The organism is Streptomyces sp. NPDC031418 (assembly GCF_055581605.1).
In genome coordinates this window covers 111,519-131,405 of sequence record NZ_JBVIJC010000013.1, presented here as the reverse complement: position 1 = coordinate 131,405, position 19,887 = coordinate 111,519, and the positions used below count along the sequence as shown (strand labels likewise).

Below are 19,887 nucleotides of genomic sequence, written 5' to 3'. Positions count from 1 at the left end.
CAGCGCATGTGCGGCATCACCGGATGGGTGTCCTTCGACCGCGACCTGACCGCCGAGGCCACCACATTGCATACGATGACCGAGACGATGGCCTGCCGCGGTCCGGACGACCACGGCACCTGGGCCGAGGGCCCCGCCGCGCTGGGACACCGCCGGCTCGCCATCATCGACCTCCCCGGCGGCCGCCAGCCGATGTCCCTCGCCACCCCCGCGGGAACCGTCGCGCTGGTCTACTCCGGCGAGGCGTACAACTTCACCGAGCTGCGCCGGGAACTCCAGGACCGCGGCCACCGGTTCACCACCGACTCCGACACCGAGGTCGTCCTGCACGGCTATCTGGAGTGGGGCGACGCGGTCGCCGAACGCCTCAACGGCATGTACGCGTTCGCCGTGTGGGACGGACGGCACGACACGCTCGTGATGATCCGCGACCGCATGGGCATCAAGCCCTTCTACTACTACCCGACCCCCGACGGCGTCCTGTTCGGCTCCGAGCCCAAGGCCGTACTCGCCAACCCGCTGGCCCGGCGCCGCGTCACCCCGGACGGCCTGCGCGAGCTGTTCACCCAGATCAAGACCCCGGGCCACGCCGTGTGGGACGGCCTGCACGAGGTGGAGCCCGGCACGGTCGTCACGGTCGGCCGCTCCGGTCTCACCACCCGCGTCTACTGGCGGCTCGAGACCCGGCCGCACACCGACGACCGCGCCACCACCATCGCCACCGTCCGCTCGCTCCTCGACGACATCGTGCGCCGCCAGCTGGTCGCCGACGTGCCGCGCTGCACCCTGCTCTCCGGCGGCCTCGACTCCTCCGCCATGACCGCGCTCGCCGCCCGGCAGCTCGGCGTACACGGCGAGCAGGTGCGCAGCTTCGCCGTGGACTTCGTCGGCCAGGCCGAGAACTTCGTCGCCGACGAGCTGCGCGGCACCCCCGACACCCCGTTCGTGCACGACGTCGTCAAGCTCGCCGACACCGACCACCAGGACATCGTGCTCGACGCCCAGGACCTCGCCGACCCCGCCGTGCGCGACCAGGTGATCCGCGCCCGCGATCTGCCGGCCGGCCTCGGTGACATGGACGGCTCGCTGCTGCTGCTCTTCCGCGCCGTCCGGCAGAAGTCGACGGTGGCCCTGTCCGGCGAGTCCGCCGACGAGGTGTTCGGCGGCTACCTCCAGTTCTTCGACGAGGAGTCGCGGCGCGCCGACACCTTCCCCTGGCTCCCCCTGTCCGCCCGGCACTTCGGCGGCAACACCGACGTGCTGCGCGCCGACCTCGCCCGCTCCCTGGACCTGTCGGGTTACGTGGCCGACGGCTACCGCACGGCCGTCGCCGCCATCGACCGCCTGGACGGCGAGAGCGACTTCGAGTACCGCATGCGGCAGATCAGCCATCTGCACCTGACCCGCTTCGTCCGGGGCCTGCTCGACCGCAAGGACCGGATGAGCATGGCCGTCGGCCTGGAGGTCCGGGTGCCGTTCTGCGACCACCGGCTGGTCGAGTACGTCTACAACGCCCCGTGGGCGCTGAAGTCCTTCGACGGCCGGGAGAAGAGCCTGCTGCGCGAGGCGACCGCGGACCTGCTGCCGCGCTCGGTGTACGAGCGGGTCAAGAGCCCCTACCCGTCCACCCAGGACCCGCGGTACGCCCGCGCCCTCCAGGAGCAGGTCAAGGACCTCCTCACCGACCCCTCCCACGCCGTCTTCGACCTGGTCGACCGGGAGCGGGTGCGGCAGGCCGCCGAGCGCGAGGCACCGGTCACTACCCAGCCGGCCCGGCACGGCCTGGAACGAACCCTGCACCTCGCCCGCTGGCTGGACCTGTACTCACCCGAGCTGGTCCTCGGCTGAGAGCGCGGTCAGCCCAGTCCGATGGCGCGGTCGGCGGCCGCCGCGCTCGGCTGCCACCACGTCGTCACCGGCTCCCACACCAGGATCCGCCGGCCGGTGCCCAGCCGTGCTGCGGTGAAGGAACGGCCGGACTGCGCCGCCGACGCCGCCACACCGAGCGCGTCCACCCTGCGGACCTCGGGGTCCGCAGGGTCCCCGACGGTCCGTATGTCGGCGTAGGCGGTGCCGCCCGCGGCGAGGCGGTAGCCGCCGGAACCACCCGTCGGCACCGGCAGCGCGGCCCCGTCCAGGCCCTTGAAGGTCACCGTGGGCGCCCGGTCGACGGCGCAGGTGCGGACGCCGCGGTTGGTGACGCGCAGCCGCACCACGGTCGGGTCGGCGAAGGCGGCCCTCGCCCGGACCGCCAGCACCTGCTCGGCGCAGCGGACCGGTTGGCCGGGACGGGTCGCGGCCAGGCTCTGCGGCGCGGTCAGCAGCAGGGCCGCGACGACGGCCGGCACGGCGGGTACGGCGATGAAGGCGCGCGGACGCATGCTGGTCCTCCCGGTCTGGTCATGGTCGGCTGCGGGACGGCGACGGCGCGGTCATCGGCCGGCGCCGTCCAGGGTGGCGCTCCAGTCGCCGCCGTCGGCCGGGCACGAGCTGCCGCTGGCGGGCAGGGTGCCGTACAGCAGAAAGTCGTCGATCGTGTGGTGCACACAGGTGGAGGAGGAGTAGCCGGTGTGCCCGTCGCCCTTGTTGTCGAGAATCACCGCCGACGGGCCGAGCCGCCGGGCCGTCTCCTCCGTCCACCGGTACGGCGTCGCCGGGTCCCCGCGCGTGCCCACCAGCAGCATCTTCGCCGAGTGCACCTGCTTGACCCGGTCCCGGATGAAGTCCGTGCCCCGCGGCCTGCCGTAGCACATCAGCAGCTGGGTGAGCCGGTAGCGGCCGAAGACGGGAGAGGCCTGGTCGTACGCGGCCCGCAGCTCCTTCAGGTCCCGGGTGAGCCGGGCGGCGGTGGGCCGGTCGGGGTCGTCGGCGCAGTCGATCGCCATCAGCGCGGCGGGCAGGTTGTCCGCGGGGACGTGCTGCGGATCGGTCAGGCCGCCCTGCACCGCGTACCGCCGCTGCCCGGCACCCGCGCCGGTGCTCCGGAGCGGGAGCCGGATGCCGCCGGTGGAGAAGGCGAGCACGCCCCGGGTGTCGCCGTCCTCCGTGAGCGAGGCCAGCGCCCGCTCCAGCAGGGGCCACATCTGCTTGCTGTAGAGCGCCTGCCCGATCGCGCCCACCAGGTCCTGGCCGGAGAAGGAGCCGCCGAAGTCGGTGGGCACCGGGTGCTCGTCGAGCGAGTGCACCAGCCGTACGACCTCGTCCCCGGCCGCACGCCGGTCCTGCCCGAACGGACAGGCGAGATCCGTCGTACACCAGTCCAGGAAGTCGTCCAGTGCGGTCTGCTGCCCCTCGGCGCCCGCGATGCCCTGCTCGGACAGCGGCTCGGTGAGGGTGTCGACGCCGTCCAGCGTCATCCGTCCCACCTTGTGCGGGAACTGCGCCGCGTACACCGCGCCGAGCCGGGTTCCGTAGGAGAAGCCGAGGTAGTTGAGCTTCTTGTCGCCGAGCGCCTGGCGGATCACGTCCAGGTCGCGGGAGGCGTTCACGGTGCCTATGTGGCGCAGCACCGGGCCGGAGTTCCGGGCGCAGGCCGCGGCGGCCTTTTGCAGCTGGGCGAGCAGCGCCTGCGGGTGGGCGAGGTCGGCGGTCCCGTCCGTCGCCGTCGCGGCCTCGTCGGTGCCCTCGCCGCAGCTGACGGGGGAGGAGCGGCCGACGCCGCGCGGGTCGAAGCCGACCACGTCGTAGCCGTTGGTCAGGTCCATGAACTGCTTGCCCGCGGCGGCCAGTTCGCTGACGCCCGAGCTGCCGGGGCCGCCGAAGTTCAGCAGCACCGAGCCCCGGGACGGGCCCGTCGCGCGATAGCGGGCCAGGGCGAGGTCCAGGGTGCCCGCGGTGGGCCGGGCGTAGTCGAGCGGCACGGTCACCTTGGCGCACTGGAGGTCCTTCGGCATGTCGGGGCCCGCGCAGGCACCCCACACCGCCTTCTGCCGGTAGAACCGGGACAGGTCGGGCTGCGGCGGGGTCGCCGCGGCCGCGGGCAGCCCGGCTCCGAGCAGCGCGAGGGTGAGGAATCCGGCCCCCGTGCAGCGCCGCACGGCGGACCGTGTGGACAGCATGGCCAGCATCGATCGCCTCCCGGGGCGCGCCCGTCCTGGGCCGGGGCCGACGCCCTCGGATCACCTTAAGCGGGCCCCGGAAGGCCCGCCTCCGGACGAGCGGGACGGCACCGGGTGCCGTACCCTTCGCTCTCTCCATCCCTTTTGGTGATCATTCAGTGTGCTTTCCATGCGGTTCGATAGCTGTGCCACTCGATGGGGTGAAAGACCGATTGGCCATAACTCGGACGGTTCGCCTGCGTTTTACAGGGTGCGGGTGAATGGCCCGCGACGATGTCTGGAAGGCAGGGAACCTATGGGACGGGCTACCCGAAACGGTGTGATCGCCGCCGCCGTCGCCGCCTCCGGCGCGCTGGCCGTGGCGCTCCCGGTGTCCGGGGCCTTCGCGGCCGCCGGGTCCGGCGCCGACGGCAGCGCGCAGAACTCGCCCGGACTGGTCTCCGGCAACGGCATCCAGCTCCCGGTGCAGGTGCCGGTGAACCTGTGCGGGAACACCGTGAACGTCGTCGGACTGCTCAACCCGGCCACGGGCAACCGGTGCACCGACACCGGCGGCAGCGGCACGGGCGGGGCCTCCGCGTCCGGCGGGGCGTCGGCGCACGGCGGCGCCCAGGACTCGCCCGGAGTGGTCTCCGGCAACGGCGTCCAGCTCCCGGTCGACGTACCGGTCCAGATCAGCGGCAACAGCGTCAATGTGGTCGGCGTGGCCAACCCGGTGCTGGGCAACACCTCGGTGAACGGCCCCGGCGACCAGCCCCGCACCCCCCGCCACCCGCAGACCCCACCGGCCCCGCACACCCCGCCGACCCCGCACACCCCGTCGGCCCACCCGGCCCCGCACCCCCGGCACACCCCGCTCCACCCGGCAGAACCGCCCCGGACCGTGACCACCCTCGCCCACACCGGCACGGACCTCGCGGCCCCCGCCGCCGCGGTCAGCGCCGCGCTCCTCCTGACGGGCGGCATCCTCTACCGCCGCTTCCGGCAGGGCGGCACCCGCTGACCGGACACATACGATGCCCGCCCGCGCCTACGGCCGTCCGCCGGACGCGCGAGCGGGCACCGGCCGGCCCGCCGGGTCGGGGGGACCAGGCCGGCCGGCGCACCTCCGCAACGGCCGATCTCCCCATGGCGCGGCCCCCGTTGATCCGGAAGGATGCGGCAGGTCAGCCATGACCCCCGACCGAAACGGAGCGCACCGATGACCTCTCCGGCCCCCCATGACCTCGTCGTCACCCAGGCCACCCTCGCCGACTGGCCGGTGATCAGCGGATGGGCGGCCGCGGAGGGCTGGAACCCCGGACTGTCCGACGGGCCCGCGTTCTTCGCCCAGGACCCCGAGGGGTTCTTCCTCGGCCGGATCGACGGGGAGCCGGTCTCGGCGATCTCCGTGGTGAACTACGGCACCGACTACGCCTTCCTCGGCTGCTATCTCGTACGGCCCGACCTGCGCGGCCAGGGGCACGGCCTCACCACCTGGAAGACCGCGCTGGCCCACGCCGGGGACCGCACGGTCGGCCTGGACGGGGTCGTCGCCCAGCAGGACAACTACCGCCAGTCCGGCTTCGAACTCGCTTACCGCACCATCCGGTTCACCGGACCGGCTCCCGAGAGCGAGACCCCCTCCGGGGTCCGCCCGGCCGAGCCCGGCGACCTGGCCGCCCTCACCGCCTACGACGGCGCCTGCTCCCCGGCCGACCGCCCGCGCTTCCTCGCCGAGTGGCTCACCGGCCCCGGCCACCGCGCCGTGGTCCGCCACGACGGCGGCCGCCTCACCGGCTACGGCGTCATCCGCCCCGGCCATGACACCCTCCGCATCGGCCCACTGTTCGCGGACACCGCCGAGGACGCCCGCGCCCTGTTCGCCGCCCTCACCGCCGAGGCGGCCGGCCAGGAGATCGCCCTCGACGTACCCGAGCCCAACACGGCCGGCGTCGCCCTCGCCGAAGCGGCGGGACTCGTCGCCTCGTTCGAGACGGCCCGCATGTACACGGGCCCGGTACGCGCGCACGCGCAGGAGCGCGTGTTCGGCGTCACCACGCTCGAACTGGGCTGACGGCGCCCGAACCGCACCGCGGTTCGCCGCCTCGCCCGGCCCATCGGGAATTGCGTTGCCCGCCCGGGGCGGACATGGTGCAGTGGCCGTATGGATCACTCGGCGGTGCTCGCCCGCTACGACCAGGAGATGCGCCGGGGCGCACGGCCGGACGGCCCCGGGGCCCGGATCGAACGGGCCGGCGGGGTGGTGCGCCAGGTCGCCGGCCCGCAGGGCTGGAACGGGGTGCTGTGGGCCGGGCTGGACGCGGCGGACGCGGACCGGGCCGTCCAGGACCAGATCGACCGCTTCACCGGCCTCGGCCGGGACTTCGAGTGGAAGCTCTACGGCCACGACCGGCCGAAGGATCTCGGCGCCCGGCTCACCGCCGCCGGGTTCCGGCCCGAGCCGGAAGAGGCCCTGCTGGTGGGCGAGGTCGCCCGGCTGGCCCTGGACGCCGAACCGCCCGCCGGCATCCGGCTCGTGCGGGCCAGCGACCCGGCCGGGGTCGACCTCGTCGTCGCGGTGCACGAGCAGGCCTTCGGCACCGACGGCGGCCGGCTGCGGCACCGGCTGCTGGCCCGGCTGGCCGCCGACCCCGGCACGGTCGTCGCCGTGGTCGCGCTCGCCGGTGACGAACCCGTCAGCGCCGCCCGGATGGAACTGGTGCCCGGCACCGCCTTCGCCGGGCTCTGGGGCGGCGGCACCGTCGAGGCGTGGCGGGGCCGGGGCGTCTACCGTGCCCTGGTCGCCCATCGCGCCCGCGTCGCCGCCGAACACGGATACCGCTATCTCCAGGTCGACGCCTCGCCCATGAGCCGCCCGATCCTTCAGCGCCTCGGATTCCACCAGCTCAGCACCACCACGCCGTACCTGTACGGCGGCTGACACGCCGGCCGGCGCGCTCCGGTTATTGCCGGGACTTTCTGTTCACCGGGCCTTCATGCCATGTACCTTTCAATCAATCGACGCGTGTAGAACCCTCAAGCCGGTTCTACGCGCGCAGACTTGGCGCCCCCACCGCCGTCTCCCCACCCCTCATGGAGGTTCGCCGGATGCCTGGATCCAGGAGATCCCGCCGCAGATTCACCACCGCCCTGGCCGGACTGGGCATGCTCCTCACCGGAGCCGCCCTCCAGGTCGGCGCCAGCGCCCCCGCCCACGCGGCGACCCCGCACCGCATCCTGTTCGACAACGCCCACGCCGAGACGGCCGGCAACGCCGACTGGATCATCTCCACCAGTCAGCCCGACCCGCTCGGCCAGAACTCCTCCCCGTCCGCCGAGACGGACTGGACCGGCGCCCTGTCCTCCTGGGGCGTGGCGCTCCAGAAGACCGGCAACTACAGCCTCAAGACGCTGCCGTCGGGCTCCAGCCTCAGCTACGGCGGCTCCGCCACGACCGACCTGTCGAACTTCGACACGCTGGTCCTGCCGGAGCCCAACACGATGTTCTCCGCCGCCGAGAAGACGGCGATCATGAACTTCGTGAAGAACGGCGGCGGTCTGTTCATGATCTCCGACCACACCGGAGCCGACCGCAACAACGACGGCTACGACGCGGTCCAGATCCTCAACGACCTGATGTCGAACAACAGCGTCGACTCCACCGACCCGTTCGGCTTCTCCATCGACTCGCTGGACGTCAAGTCCGACTACCCGCCCGCCATCAGCGACAGCACCAACCCGGTGCTGCACGGCTCCTTCGGCACCGTCACCAAGAGCCTGATCGCCGACGGCACCACGGCCACCCTCAAGCCCTCGGACAACCCCGCGGTCAAGGGCCTGGTGTACCGCACCGGCTCCTCGGGCAACACCGGCGCGTTCTTCCTGACCAGCACCTTCGGCAGCGGCCGCATCGCGTTCTGGGGCGACAGCTCGCCCATCGACGACGGCACCGGCCAGTCCGGCAACACGCTGTACGACGGCTGGAACGACTCCGGCGCCACCAACGCGGCCCTTGCCCTCAACGCCACCGAGTGGCTGTCCGGCGCGAGCGGCAGCGGCGGCGGCACCGGGGGCGGCGGGGGCGGCTCGACGTCCTGCACCGCCGGCCAGCTGCTCGGCAACAACGGCTTCGAGTCCGGCAGCACCGCCTGGAGCGCGAACAGCGGCGTCATCACCAACTCGACCGGCGAGCCGGCCCACTCGGGCTCGTACTACGCCTGGCTCGACGGCTACGGCACCGCCACCACCGACACCCTCTCCCAGTCGGTGACCATCCCGTCCGGCTGCTCGACGGCCACCTTCAGCTTCTATCTGCACGTGGACACGGCGGAGACCTCCACCAGCACGGCGTACGACACCCTCCAGGTGCAGGTCCTCAACAGTTCGGGCACGGTCCTCGGCACCCTGGCGACGTACTCGAACCTCAACGCGGGCTCGGGCTACACCCAGCGCAGCTTCAACCTCAGCGGCTACGCGGGGCAGACCGTCACCCTGAAGTTCACCGGCACCGAGGGCTCCAAGTACCAGACGTCGTTCGTCGTGGACGACACCGCGCTCAACGTGAGCTGAGCGCAGGGGTGGGCCGCCTTGTCGGCCCACCCCCTTTTTTTTGTCAGCCGGCCGGCGCCGTCTGCTCCGGAGTGTTCCAGCCGGAGACCCGCACCCGGGGTGCGGCGCCCCGCAGATCGGCGGTGCGCCAGGTGGCGGTGAGTGTCATCGACTCGCCCGGCCACAGGCTCACCTCGTTGTCCGACCAGCGCACCGGCAGCACCGGCCTGCCCTGCGCGTCCACGAGGTGGACGTCCGTCAGCAGCGCCGGGGTACGGCCCGTGCCCGTGGCGCGGAGGGTGACCGTGGTGGTCGACGTGCCGCCGGACGACTCGGTCGACGCCGTCGCCGCCACCGGTACCCGGGTCATGGCGGCCAGGCCGCTGAGGTCGGCGTAGTCGTCCGCCGGCGTGTAGTACCAGGTGGTACTGCTCCAGTCGAGCGTGTCCGGGCTGGTGGACAGCCAGTAGACATTGCGGTCCGCCTCCCGGCCGTCCGCGCCGGTCAGCAGCAGGCGGAGCAGATAGGTGCGGGGCAGACCGCTCACCGAGGAGGGCAGGGTCAGCGCGGTGGTGTGCGCCCCGTCCCCGCCGACCGAGACACCGCGGACCGTGCGGTCGTACTTCTGGGTGCCGTCGGGCGCGAACAGGGTGGCCCGTACGGTCAGACCGCCGGCCGGGGTGTGCCGGTTGTCCACCACGACGACCGAGCGGTCGTCGTAGGAGTACTGCACATGCAGCGGCTCGTTCGCCTTCTTGGCGCCGAAGTAGGACCCGCCCTGGTCCAGATAGCGGTCCGTCAGCTGCCAGTGCAGGGAGGTCCAGCCGCTGTTGAACATCCAGTGGATCACCCCGGTGGCCGGTGCGGTGCGGTCCGTGGCGTTGCGCTGGTAGGCCTCGAACTGGGCGCGGACGTTCTCGTACTGGGCCAGCTGCGCCTTGCGGACGTAGTCGGTGAGGCCGGTGGGGGCGCCGTAGCGGCCGGTGAGCGCGTCGTCGTAGATCCCCAGTGTGCCGAAGACCGGGGACGGCGAGCGGTGGTACTGCCGGGTGTCCGGTTCCTTCCAGAGGGTGTCGAGCTCCGCCGGTGTCAGCATCCGGCGCAGGGTGTCGAGGGTGGGGATGCTCGGTCCCGCGCTGGTCTCCGAGTTGAAGCCGGTGGCTCCGCCCTCGCGCTTGGCGTACCAGTAGCGGGGCGGTACCCAGTCGTAGGGGCCGGTCATCTTCATGCCCGAACTGCCCAGTTTTGGCGAGGAGTTGTCCGAGGCGGCCGGGATCACCGGGGTGTTCCAGTCGGCGTCCTTCAGGGCGTCCAGGTAGTCCCGTTCGATCCTGGCGTCCGGGGCGAAGTCGCTGCCGATCAGGAACGACAGCACGCTCGGGTGGTCCCGTAGCCGGGCGGCCTCCGCGGCCATGGACGCCTTCGCCACCGGGTGGTCGGCGGCGGTCCACTCCCGGCCGGCCTCGCTGCCGTTGACGTCGCCCTCCCACTTGTCGCAGCACTCCCAGCCGGGCAGGGTGAGCACGCCCAGGCGGTCGGCCAGCGTGAAGAACTCGTCCGGCTCCAGGTGGCCCTCCAGTCGGAGGGTGTTCAGGCCCAGGTCGACGGCGTATCGAAGCCGGTCCTCGGCATAGCGGTCGTCCCAGCGCAGGAACTCGTCCGGGGCCCAGCCGCCGCCCTTGACCAGCAGCCTGCGGCCGTTGATCCGGTACTGGCGGGCGCCGTCCGCGTCGAGCGGGGCCCGGACGTCACGGATGCCGAAGCTCTCGTGCGCGGTGTCGGACGGCGTACCGGACACGGAGGCGGTGAGGTCGAGGTCGTACAGCGGCTGTCCGCCCATCCCGGCCGGCCACCACACCTTCGGCGCCGTCAGGTGCAGTCCCGGGACGTCGGCGGGGGAGAAGGCGACGGTCGTGGTCTGGTGGGCGGCGAGCGGCACGGTCCGGGACAGCTCCGTGCCGGCGACGCGGCCGCTGATCCGCGCCGTGACCGGGGTGCCGGAGTCGTTGCGGACGCGGGCCCGGACCGTCAGGTCGGCGGTGGCGAGGGACGGCACGTCCAGCCGGGTCACGACGTGCGCGTCGCGCAGCGCGACCGGGCCGCTCCGGCGGACCAGGACGTCCCGGACGATGCCCATGTTCCGGTCGGGCGGCGGCTGGAGCCAGTCGAGCCAGCCCATGGTGAGGTCGTTGTCCGGATCGTTGGGCCGGACGCGGAAGGCGACCGTGTTGGTGCCGGGCCGCACCAGCGCGGTGATGTCCAGCTCGTGGTGGGTGTAGACGCCGGTGACGTCCGCCGCCTGCGCCACCCGGTGGCCGTCGACATAGACGTCGGCCGCCGAGACGACCCCGCTGAAGTCGAGGTAGGTGCGGCGCGTGGTGTCCTCGACGGTGAAGTCGGCGCGGTACCACCACGGCACCTCGAAGTCGGCCCGCGGGATCTTCCGCTGGTTGGTGGAGCGGAACGGGTCGGGGTAGACGCCGTCGGCGAGGAGCGCGGCCAGCACGGTCGAGCGGGGCCCCGCGGGGTACCAGCCCTGCGTCGGATAGCCGGGGGAGGAGACCGCCGCCGCCGAGTCGCTCACCTCGGCCGTGGACCGCACGGCGTACCCGGCGAGCGGGGTGCTCGTCCCGGCCGCGGCGGGCACCCGGGTGAGCGGGACCGGCGGGTACGGCGCCCGCGCGCTCGGCGAGCCGGCCCACGCTCCGGTGGTCAGCGCGAGCAGCGTCGCGAGGAGCAGCGCGGTGACGGCGTGGCGGGGGCCGGGGGCGGGGCGAGGGAACACGGAGTCTCCAACCCTCGAAAAGCGAGGAAAAGGCACAAATCCGGCTCAAGGTAGGGAGTGGCGCGGGGAGAGTCAACGAACCTGGCCGGAGACGTGCGTGCCTGCCGTGCGCTAGGGTGACGGCAGTCGTCGAGAGCCTCCCGGGGCGGACCGCAAGTCCGCCCCGGGAGGCTCTCGTTCATGACCGAAACCATGATTCCGGACCTGCTCGTCCGGTCCGCGACCCCCGATGACCGGCCCACCGTCGAACGGCTGTGGCTGATGTTCCGGCATGACCTGTCCGAGTACGCGGGTGTGCTGCCGGCCGCCGACGGTGGCTTCCGCAGCGAGCGCGTGGACTCCGCCTTCACCGCTCCCGGCTGGGCGCCGTACCTGCTGCTGTGCGGCGAACGCCCCGCCGGGTTCGCCTTCGTGCGCGCACTGGACGGCCCGGTGCGGGTTCTGAACAGCTTCTTCGTGGTGCGCGGCGCGCGCCGCCGGGGCCTCGGGCTGCGGGCCGTCCGGGCGGTGCTGGCCCGGCACCCCGGGCCGTGGGAGATCGCCTACCAGCAGGAGAACCCCGCCGCCGTGCGCTTCTGGCAGCGGGTCGCGGAGGATGCCGCGGGGGATGCCTGGACCCGCGAGCTCCGGCCGGTGCCAGACCGGCCGGAGCTGGCCCCGGATGTGTGGATGTCCTTGACCGTGAGCGGCTGAGCCGCCCTGTCCGGTCCGTGTCCTGGCGGCACATGAAGGGGCCGGTCCGCCCGGGCGGACCGGCCTGGTCGATGTTCCTGTTCAGGTGACTCTCCCTTCCTCGGTCTTCTCCTCAAGGCCTGGGGACACTCTTGGCCGCCGTACCGGCGCAGACCAGTCCGAGGACGATCGCCAGTGCGCCGATGACGATGTTGTTGATGATCACGCCCGCGTCCGGGCCGCTGCCCACGATCCAGGGAGCGATGATCAGCCACACGCCCATGGCGCACATGGCCCAGCTGAGGCCGTACATCCGCTCCGGGGCCCGGGTGAATCCGAGGGCCAGCAGGCCGATCGCGATCCCCATGATCAGATTGTGCGTCATGAGCGCCGGCTGGCTCGCTGTGTAGTGCACGATCCACGGCGATGCCGCGCAGTACAGACCGAGCAGGAACACCGGTCCGTCCACGAGCGCCACATCGCGACCGCCGAGCATGCGGGCGTAGCGAGCCCGCATTTCGGAGACATCGGGGTGGCTCGTTATGTCACCCCTGTGTGAGACGTTGGCCATGACTCGTCTCCTTTGCCTTTCAGGCCGGACCGCAGCCAGTGCGGTGTGCGGTACGCGCCGCCTGTCATTAGTTTGCCCTTATTTCTCCTTTATGTGTAGAGGTGGGTGGGCTGGTACCGGTACACAGATGTGAGGGGCGCGCGGCACGAACGGGCTGGGCGGCTACCTTCTCCGTCCGTTGCCGGAGGTGTCGCACAACGCCCGGTCGACGAGGGCGCTGGCGGCCTTCTGCTGCCGGATCGTCTCAGGGAGGTCATTGAAGCTGGTGGACATGGAGACGGTGACGGTGCGGCTGCCGTCGTCGGTGGCGCCGTTCAGGGTGATGTAGCCGGCTTCCCCTCCTTCGTGGCTCCAGTAGCTCCCGCCGCAGCTCAGGGGGCGGTTGACCAAGCCGAGGCCGTAGCGTCCGCCGGGCCAGAACACCTCGAACCGCTTGGGAACGGGCACGGTGTCCTGCATCTCGGCCATGCGCTCCCGGGACAGCAGCCTGCCGCCCAGCAGCCCCCGGAAGAACCGGTTGACGTCCGCCGTGGTGGACACGTAGCCGCCGAGGTCGGGGACGATCTGTTCGGTGACGTCCGTCCGTTCGCCGGAGGCGAAGACCTGGTAGCCGTCGGCGTGCGGGCGGCGAAGGGTGGAGGCGGTGCCCGGCAGGTAGGTGTGGTCCATGCCGAGCGGTTTCAGGATCCGGCTCCCGACCTCCTGCTGCCAGGGGCGCCCGGCCGCCTTCTCGACGATCATGCCGAGGACGACGTAGCCGGTGTTGGAGTAACCCCAGCCGGTGCCCGGCCGGAAGTCCGGGTGGTGCTTCATCGCCCTCGCGACGATCTGTTCGGGGGTGTAGGTGTCGTAGCGGTGCCGGTAGTACTGCTGCGGGGTGTCGAAGCCGGGCAGGTCGTCGTGGAGGCCGCTGGTGTTCTGCAGCAGCTGGTGCACGGTGATCTTCCGTCCGTCGTTGCCGTTGCCGTCGATCACACCGGGCAGCCAGTGGTCCACCGTGTCGTCCAGGGACAGCTTGCCGTCGTCGGCCAGCTGAAGGACCACCGTGGCCATGAGCGCCTTGCCGGTGCTCGCCATCCGGAAGTAGCCGTTGCGGGGCACCGGGCGGTTCCCGCCCGCCCTGGCGACGCCGGCGGTGGCCACCAGATCCCGGCCGGAAGCGGTGGTCACCCGCGCCTGGACGCCGGTGATTCCCAGCGCCCGGATGGCACCGGTGTCCCGGCGCAGGTCCTCCTGCTGGTAGCCGGGCGCGGACCGCGCGGTCGCGCCGTCCGAGGACTGGACGGCAATGGCCGCACCCACTGTGCCGAGTACGGCCGCAGCGACGGCCGGCCACCCCCGGCCGATCCGGCGGCGACGTTGCTGGGAAGGGCGGTTCTGCGGCGCGGAGGCCGGGGTCGTCGATCTCATGGAGCAGACGCTAGGCAAGCGTCGAACCGCATGTCGCTACCGCAGGCGGCCGCCGGGAACCTACAGGTGGCTGTAGTGCCGCCGGGGCTCCCGGCCCATACAGTGGCGGGTCCGAGGGCCCCTTCCGGGTCCCGTTCGACAGACGAGGGTGGACCAGTGCACGGCGTGACAGGTGAGGCCCGCGCACGGTTGGTCCGAACCGGGCGCAGCGGACGTTACCTGCTCGGCACCCTGCTGACCGCGACGGTGACACTCGTGGCGGCGCCACTGCTGTGCCTGCCGTCGCTGGCAACTCCCTGGGCGGAGCGCCACCGCCGGCGCGCCGGGGCGGTGCTGGCCCGGCCGGTGGAGCCGCGCCCCCGTGCCCTGCGCCGAGACCTCGCATGGCTCGTGACGCAGGTGGCCACCGGCCTGCCCGCGGGCCTGCTTGCCCTGCTGTGCCTGGGCAACCTGCTCCTCACCGTCGTCGTCACCGTGGCGTGGCGGGCCTTCCCCGCGTCGGATCCGCCACGGCTGCTGCTGTTCGGAGTCCGTGTCGACAGCTGGGCCTCCGCGCTGACGGTCAACCTGGCGCAACTCCTGCTCCTTGCGGCTCTTGCGGCCGTCGCCCTGCCGCCGCTCGCCCGGCTGCACGCGCGGTGCTGCCTGGCAGTCCTGGCGCCGTCTCCCGCGGAACGACTGGCTGCGCGCGTCACCGAACTCACCCGGACGCGCGCCGATGTCCTTCAGGCGCACGGCGCGGAACTCCGCCGGATCGAACGCGACCTGCACGACGGCACCCAGGCCCGGCTGGTGGCCATCGCCATACGGCTTGCCGTGGCCGGGAACAGCCTTGCCCAGGACCCGGACGCGGCCGCCGCGCTCGTACGGCAGGCCCAGGCCGAGACCGAGGAGGCCATGGCCGAGCTGCGCTCCGTCATCCGCACCATCTACCCGCCGGTCCTGGCCGACCAGGGCCTCGAAGGCGCGCTCGGCACCCTGGCCGACAGGGCCGGCGTGCCGACCCGCATGGACATCGGCGATCTCGGCGAGGTCCCCGCCGCTGTCGAGGCGGTCGCCTACTTCGCCGTCACCGAGGCGCTGGCGAACATAGCCCGGCACAGCCGCGCCACCAAGGCCGCCGTCCACGTCACCCGGAACGGCGCGATGCTGTCCGCGGAGATCACCGACGACGGGGCCGGCGGGGCGGACGCATCCCGGGGCAGCGGCCTGGAGGGAATGCGCCGCCGCGCCGCCGCCCTGGACGGCACCATGAAGATCACCAGCCCGCCGGGCGGGCCGACCACCGTCACCGTGGAGCTGCCGTGCGCGTAGTCATCGCCGAGGACAACGTCCTGCTGTCCTCCGGACTCGAACTCCTGCTGGGCTCCCAGGGCTTCGAGGTCGCCGCGATCACGGAGGACGCCTCCGGCTTCCTCGCCGCAGTCGAGGCCCACCGCCCGGACGTCACCATCGTCGACGTGCGGCTGCCCCCGACCTTCCGCGACGAGGGCATCCGCGCCGCCCTCCGGGCCCGCCGCGACCGCCCCGGACTTCCTGTTCTGGTCCTGTCCCAGTACGTCGAGCAGGAATACGCCGGCCGCCTCCTCTCCGACACCCGTGGCGGCATCGGCTATCTGCTCAAGGACCGGGTGAGCCGCATCGCGGAGTTCACCGACGCACTGCGCCGCGTGGCCGCCGGCGGTACCGCCATGGACCCCGAGGTCATCGCCCAGCTCCTCGCCGTCCGCGGCGATCCCGTGGACACCCTGACCCCCCGCGAGCGCGAGGTCCTGGCCCTGATGGCCGAAGGGCACGACAACGCCACCATCGCCCAGCGGCTCTTCGTCACCGACAACGCCGTCCACAAACACATCGGCAGCGTCTTCCTCAAACTCGGCCTGTCGGCCGGCGACAGCGGCCACCGCCGGGTCCGCGCCGTCCTGGCCCACCTTCGCCGCCATGGCGGCCCCGAGCCCGGCGCTGCCGGTCAGTCACCCCTGGCCCGGCATCCGGCTCGCCAAGAGGACATGCCCGGACAGCCCTGTGTGCCCGACGACTTCGCCGTCCCCCTGGCCCCCGCCGCCGACGGGTTCCGTGCGGAACCTGCGGGACCTTGAGCGTCACGCACGCGACTTCCGGAACCGGACCGGCCGCCATGTGACCTCGGCCACTCCAGGGTGCCGGCGGAATTAACTTGAGGACATGAAAGGTTGGCCTTTACATCTGAAACGTTGACCAGCAGCGAGGCACCCGTGAACCACCCCACCCCCGACCAGGCCGCCGACGTCGTCGCCCGGCTCCGCGCCACCTTTGCCACCGGCCGCACCAAGCCCGTCGAGTGGCGCACCGAGCAGCTGCGCCGGCTGCGCGCGATGCTCACGGAGCGCGGTGCCGACCTCGCCGCCGCCCTCCACACGGACCTCGGCAAGAGCAGCACCGAGGCCTACCGCACCGAGATCGACTTCACCATCCGGGAGATCGACCACACCCTGGAGCATCTCGCGGAGTGGCTGCGGCCCGAGCCCGCGCCCGTCCCGGCCCACCTCGGCGCCGACGCCACGGCCTGGACGCAGTACGACCCCCTCGGCGTCGTCCTCGTCATCGCCCCCTGGAACTACCCGGCGCAGCTGCTGCTCGCCCCGCTCGTCGGCGCGCTCGCCTCCGGCAACGCGGTCGTCGCCAAGCCCAGCGAACTCGCCCCGGCCACCTCCGCCGCGCTGGCCGAGCTGATCCCGGCCTACCTCGACACCGACGCCGTCGCCGTCGTCGAGGGCGGCGTCCCGGAGACCACGGCCCTGCTCGCCGAGCGCTTCGACCACATCTTCTACACCGGCAACGGCACCGTCGGCCGGATCGTGATGCGCGCCGCCGTCGAACACCTCACCCCGGTCACCCTCGAACTGGGCGGCAAGTCCCCGGTGTTCGTGGACCGCGGCACCGACCTCGACGCCGTCGCCGACCGTCTCGCCCGCGGCAAGTTCCTCAACGCCGGCCAGACCTGCGTCGCCCCCGACTACGTCCTGACCGACCCGGAGACCGCCCCCGCCCTGGAGGCCGCGCTGGTCCGCGCGGTCGAGACCCTGTACGGCACCGACCCGCAGAACTCCCCGGAGTACGGCCGGATCATCAACGAACGGCACTTCGACCGGCTGACCGCCCTGCTCGACTCGGGCCGGATCGCGGTCGGCGGCGCGAGCGAGCGCACCGCCAAGTACATCGCGCCGACGGTCCTCGCCGACGTCGACCCGAAGGCGCCCGTCATGCAGGAGGAGATCTTCGGCCCGATCCTGCCGATCGTCACCGTCGCCGGCCTGGACGAGGCGATTGCCTTCATCAACGACCGCGACAAGCCGCTCGCCCTGTACGTGTTCTCCGAGTCCGACGAGACCCGGGCGCGGATCGCCGCCGAGACCTCCTCCGGCGGCCTCGGCTACGGCCTGCCGCTGGCCCATCTCACCGTCTCCGACCTGCCGTTCGGCGGGGTGGGCGAGAGCGGCATGGGCAACTACCACGGCCGCTACTCCATCGAGACGTTCAGCCACCGCAAGGCGGTCCTCGCCAAGCCCCTGAACTGACGCGGCAGGCCGGACGGTTGTGCGATCATCCGCCGATGAACACAGCAGCGATCACCGCGGACGCGTCCGGCACCTTCACCCTCGGCGATCTGCCCGTCCACCGCATCGGCCTCGGCGCCATGCGGCTGACGGGCAGCGCCGCCTTCCACCTCGGCACCCCGAGCGACCGCACCCGCTCCCTCGCGGTGCTGCGGCGGGCCGTCGAACTCGGCGTGAACCACATCGACACCGCCGCCTTCTACTTCTCCGCCACCCGCTCCGCCAACGAACTGATCAACACCGCGCTGGCCCCGTACGCCGAGGACCTGGTGATCGCCGCCAAGGTCGGCCCGTTCCGCGACTACCACGGCGAGTGGGGCACCGCGGCCCGCCCCGACCAGCTGCGCGGCCACGTGGAGGAGAACCTGCGCCAGCTCGGCCGCGACCACCTCGACCTCGTCTATCTGCGGCGGATGAGGCAGGACTCCATCGCCGAGCACTTCGGCGCCCTCGCCGAACTGCGCGAGGCGGGCATGATCCGGCACCTCGGCATCTCCGGCGTCGCACCGCACCACCTCGCCGAGGCCCTGGAGATCGCCCCGGTGGTCTCCGTGCAGAACCGGTACGCCCTGGACCGGCCCGACCCCGTCGACGACGAGATGCTGCGCCTGTGCGGCGAGCACGGCATCGCCTTCGTGCCGTTCTACGCCGTCGCCGGCGAGGCCGCGGCCCAGGCGGCGACCGACGACCACGACGACACCGTGCGCGACATCGCCCGCGCGCACGGCGTGAGCCCCGCGCAGATCCGCATCGCCTGGACCCTGCACCAGGGCCCGCACGTCCTCGCCATCCCCGGCACCGGCAACCCGGACCACCTCGTGCAGAACGTCGCCGCGGGCGCCCTGCGCCTCACCGCGGACGAACAGAAACGGCTGGACGCCCTGCACACCACCGCCGGCTGACCGGTCCCAGGGGGTACAGCCGTACGAAGGAACGATTGACTACCATCGGACGGGCGGGCGCACGGGCCGCCGCAGGCGAAGACGGGGTGAAGGACGTTCCATGACCGAGGCGAAGGACGAGCGCCGGCCGGCGGGCGAGCTCGAAGCGAGCGTCATGGCCGCGCTCTGGGCCGCCGGCGTCCCCCAGACGCCCGCCCAGGTCCAGCGCAGCCTCGGCGCGGACCTCGCCCGTACGACGGTCACCACGATCCTCACCCGGCTGTACGACAAGGGCGTGGTCGAGCGGGAACGCCAGGGCCGCGGCTACGCCTACGCGCCGGTCCGCGACGCGCAGGATGCCCAGGGCCTCACCGCCCGCCGCATGCACAGCGAGCTGGACCGGGACAGCGACCGCGAGACGGTCCTCGCCCGCTTCGTCGCCCAGCTCAACCCCGACGACGAACGCATCCTGCGCGATCTGCTCGAATCCGACGACCGATGACCGCGCTGCTCCTGCTGCCCCTGCTGCTGCCCTGCACGCTGCCCTCGCTGGCCCGGCGCGCCGTCGCCCGGTTGGCCCCCCTGACCGCACTGTGGGCGCTCACCGGATGCGCGGTCGTCTTCGCCGGCTGCTCGCTGGCGGCGCTCGGCGCGTTCGTGCTCACCGGGCTGCTCAAGCTGCCGCTCTTCGCCGCGTTCGGCGAGCTGGTCCACCCGCTGCGCACCGCCTCCGACCTCGTCGTGCTCCCGGCCGCCGCCACCTCCGTCGGCGCGCTCGCCGTGTGCGCGCTGAGCCTGGTCCGCTCGGTGCTGCGCCAGACCCGTGCCTTCCGCGCGGCCCGCAGCGAGGCTGGGCGCGGCCCCGCCGCCGGGGATCTGTGCGTGGTGGACTCGCCCCGCCCCGACGCCTACGCCCTGCCGGGCCGCCCGCACCGGATCGTCGTCACCACCGCGATGCTGCGCAGCCTGGACGGCAAGGAGCGGGAGGCGCTGTTCGCCCACGAGCGGGCCCACAACGCGGGCGGCCACCACTACTTCCTCGCCGCCGCCGAACTGGCCGCGCACTGCCATCCCGCGCTGCGCCGGGTCCGCGACTCCATCCGGCTGGCCGCCGAGCGCGCGGCCGACGAGGACGCCGCCGCCTCGGTCGGCGACCGGCGGCTGACCGCCCGGGCCATCGCCCGTGCGGCTCTCGCCGGTCAGTCGGCCCGTTCGTCGCGTCCCGCCTTCGCCGCCGCGGCGGCCGGCGGCCCGGTCCCCCAGCGCGTCCAGGCCCTGCTGGCAGCTCCGCTCGCGCCCCGTGCCGGCCGCGCTGTCGCCGCGTTGCTGCTCGTCTGCGCCGCCGGCTCCTGCGTGGCCTCGGTCACCGGTATGGCCGACTTCC

Annotated in this window: 16 protein-coding genes and 1 pseudogene; 12 read left to right on the top strand and 5 right to left on the bottom strand. The window is 72.7% G+C overall.

Annotation, left to right across the window (positions count from 1 at the left end; genetic code table 11):
* Positions 1–6: 6 nt before the first annotated feature.
* A complete protein-coding gene (asnB, locus tag ACZ5CZ_RS21120) occupies positions 7–1,848 on the top strand; it encodes an asparagine synthase (glutamine-hydrolyzing) (protein WP_468944864.1) in 1,842 nt (613 codons plus the stop codon).
* Positions 1,849–1,856: 8 nt separating this feature from the next.
* Here the strand turns inward: asnB and ACZ5CZ_RS21115 are convergent, their stop codons facing one another.
* Both ACZ5CZ_RS21115 and ACZ5CZ_RS21110 read right to left on the bottom strand, forming a co-directional pair.
* On the bottom strand, positions 1,857–2,381 hold the full coding sequence (locus ACZ5CZ_RS21115) for a DUF4232 domain-containing protein (protein WP_468944862.1): 525 nt from the start codon (positions 2,379–2,381) through the stop codon (positions 1,857–1,859).
* Positions 2,382–2,432: 51 nt separating this feature from the next.
* Complete coding sequence (locus ACZ5CZ_RS21110; protein WP_468944859.1) at positions 2,433–4,067, bottom strand: alpha/beta hydrolase; 1,635 nt, start codon at positions 4,065–4,067, stop codon at positions 2,433–2,435.
* A gap of 286 nt (positions 4,068–4,353) precedes the next feature.
* Here ACZ5CZ_RS21110 and ACZ5CZ_RS21105 point away from each other — a divergent pair, with 286 nt between their 5' ends.
* The 4 genes from ACZ5CZ_RS21105 (at position 4,354) to ACZ5CZ_RS21090 (ending at position 8,609) form a co-directional block, all read left to right on the top strand.
* Positions 4,354–5,061: a chaplin gene (locus ACZ5CZ_RS21105; RefSeq protein ID WP_468944857.1), complete on the top strand. Its 708-nt coding sequence runs from the start codon at positions 4,354–4,356 to the stop codon at positions 5,059–5,061.
* A gap of 198 nt (positions 5,062–5,259) precedes the next feature.
* Positions 5,260–6,114 carry a GNAT family N-acetyltransferase gene (locus ACZ5CZ_RS21100; protein ID WP_385841120.1) on the top strand — a complete coding sequence of 285 codons (855 nt, stop codon included), beginning with the start codon at positions 5,260–5,262 and terminating at the stop codon, positions 6,112–6,114.
* Positions 6,115–6,204: 90 nt separating this feature from the next.
* Positions 6,205–6,981, top strand: coding sequence for a GNAT family N-acetyltransferase (locus tag ACZ5CZ_RS21095; RefSeq protein WP_468944853.1), 777 nt, complete (start codon positions 6,205–6,207; stop codon positions 6,979–6,981).
* Positions 6,982–7,148: 167 nt separating this feature from the next.
* On the top strand, positions 7,149–8,609 hold the full coding sequence (locus tag ACZ5CZ_RS21090) for a hydrolase (protein WP_468944850.1): 1,461 nt from the start codon (positions 7,149–7,151) through the stop codon (positions 8,607–8,609).
* A gap of 43 nt (positions 8,610–8,652) precedes the next feature.
* On the opposite strand, the gene ACZ5CZ_RS21085 is transcribed toward ACZ5CZ_RS21090, so the two are convergent.
* Entirely contained in the window at positions 8,653–11,373 is a 2,721-nt protein-coding gene (locus tag ACZ5CZ_RS21085; protein WP_468944847.1) for a glycoside hydrolase family 2 protein, read from the bottom strand.
* A gap of 180 nt (positions 11,374–11,553) precedes the next feature.
* On the opposite strand from ACZ5CZ_RS21085, the gene ACZ5CZ_RS21080 reads away from it, so the two are divergent.
* Positions 11,554–12,066, top strand: coding sequence for a GNAT family N-acetyltransferase (locus ACZ5CZ_RS21080; RefSeq protein WP_468944844.1), 513 nt, complete (start codon positions 11,554–11,556; stop codon positions 12,064–12,066).
* Positions 12,067–12,178: 112 nt separating this feature from the next.
* Here ACZ5CZ_RS21080 and ACZ5CZ_RS21075 read toward each other — a convergent pair whose 3' ends face one another.
* Together ACZ5CZ_RS21075 and ACZ5CZ_RS21070 are read right to left on the bottom strand one after the other, a co-directional pair.
* Positions 12,179–12,616: an SPW repeat protein gene (locus ACZ5CZ_RS21075; protein ID WP_385841115.1), complete on the bottom strand. Its 438-nt coding sequence runs from the start codon at positions 12,614–12,616 to the stop codon at positions 12,179–12,181.
* Between the two features lie 162 nt (positions 12,617–12,778).
* Complete coding sequence (locus tag ACZ5CZ_RS21070) at positions 12,779–14,026, bottom strand: serine hydrolase domain-containing protein (protein ID WP_468944841.1); 1,248 nt, start codon at positions 14,024–14,026, stop codon at positions 12,779–12,781.
* Positions 14,027–14,215: 189 nt separating this feature from the next.
* Between ACZ5CZ_RS21070 and ACZ5CZ_RS21065 the strand changes: the two genes are divergently transcribed.
* From ACZ5CZ_RS21065 to ACZ5CZ_RS21040, 6 genes and pseudogenes are all read left to right on the top strand, one after another.
* On the top strand, positions 14,216–15,340 hold the full coding sequence (locus ACZ5CZ_RS21065) for a sensor histidine kinase (protein ID WP_385841113.1): 1,125 nt from the start codon (positions 14,216–14,218) through the stop codon (positions 15,338–15,340).
* A pseudogene (locus tag ACZ5CZ_RS21060) lies at positions 15,331–15,966 on the top strand (response regulator); the annotation flags it as partial. The gene ACZ5CZ_RS21065 and the pseudogene ACZ5CZ_RS21060, both read left to right, overlap by 10 nt.
* Positions 15,967–16,260: 294 nt before the next feature.
* Complete coding sequence (locus ACZ5CZ_RS21055) at positions 16,261–17,583, top strand: aldehyde dehydrogenase family protein (protein WP_468945076.1); 1,323 nt, start codon at positions 16,261–16,263, stop codon at positions 17,581–17,583.
* Positions 17,584–17,618: 35 nt separating this feature from the next.
* A complete protein-coding gene (locus ACZ5CZ_RS21050; protein WP_468944837.1) occupies positions 17,619–18,524 on the top strand; it encodes an aldo/keto reductase in 906 nt (301 codons plus the stop codon).
* A 100-nt stretch (positions 18,525–18,624) separates the two neighbouring features.
* Positions 18,625–19,005 (top strand): BlaI/MecI/CopY family transcriptional regulator, encoded by a 381-nt coding sequence (locus ACZ5CZ_RS21045; protein ID WP_468944834.1) that lies wholly within the window; start codon positions 18,625–18,627, stop codon positions 19,003–19,005.
* The coding region (locus ACZ5CZ_RS21040; protein WP_468944831.1) for a M48 family metalloprotease at positions 19,002–19,887 on the top strand (886 nt) is incomplete at its 3' end. The genes ACZ5CZ_RS21045 and ACZ5CZ_RS21040, both read left to right, overlap by 4 nt.

What these genes read in the sequence shown, in the direction of transcription:
- asnB (WP_468944864.1), top strand. Translation starts at nt 7, where the DNA reads ATGTGCGGCATCACCGGATGGGTGTCCTTCGACCGCGACCTGACCGCC.
- ACZ5CZ_RS21115 (WP_468944862.1), bottom strand. Translation starts at nt 2,381, where the DNA reads ATGCGTCCGCGCGCCTTCATCGCCGTACCCGCCGTGCCGGCCGTCGTC.
- ACZ5CZ_RS21110 (WP_468944859.1), bottom strand. Translation starts at nt 4,067, where the DNA reads ATGCTGGCCATGCTGTCCACACGGTCCGCCGTGCGGCGCTGCACGGGG.
- ACZ5CZ_RS21105 (WP_468944857.1), top strand. Translation starts at nt 4,354, where the DNA reads ATGGGACGGGCTACCCGAAACGGTGTGATCGCCGCCGCCGTCGCCGCC.
- ACZ5CZ_RS21100 (WP_385841120.1), top strand. Translation starts at nt 5,260, where the DNA reads ATGACCTCTCCGGCCCCCCATGACCTCGTCGTCACCCAGGCCACCCTC.
- ACZ5CZ_RS21095 (WP_468944853.1), top strand. Translation starts at nt 6,205, where the DNA reads ATGGATCACTCGGCGGTGCTCGCCCGCTACGACCAGGAGATGCGCCGG.
- ACZ5CZ_RS21090 (WP_468944850.1), top strand. Translation starts at nt 7,149, where the DNA reads ATGCCTGGATCCAGGAGATCCCGCCGCAGATTCACCACCGCCCTGGCC.
- ACZ5CZ_RS21080 (WP_468944844.1), top strand. Translation starts at nt 11,554, where the DNA reads ATGACCGAAACCATGATTCCGGACCTGCTCGTCCGGTCCGCGACCCCC.
- ACZ5CZ_RS21075 (WP_385841115.1), bottom strand. Translation starts at nt 12,616, where the DNA reads ATGGCCAACGTCTCACACAGGGGTGACATAACGAGCCACCCCGATGTC.
- ACZ5CZ_RS21070 (WP_468944841.1), bottom strand. Translation starts at nt 14,026, where the DNA reads ATGAGATCGACGACCCCGGCCTCCGCGCCGCAGAACCGCCCTTCCCAG.
- ACZ5CZ_RS21050 (WP_468944837.1), top strand. Translation starts at nt 17,619, where the DNA reads ATGAACACAGCAGCGATCACCGCGGACGCGTCCGGCACCTTCACCCTC.
- ACZ5CZ_RS21045 (WP_468944834.1), top strand. Translation starts at nt 18,625, where the DNA reads ATGACCGAGGCGAAGGACGAGCGCCGGCCGGCGGGCGAGCTCGAAGCG.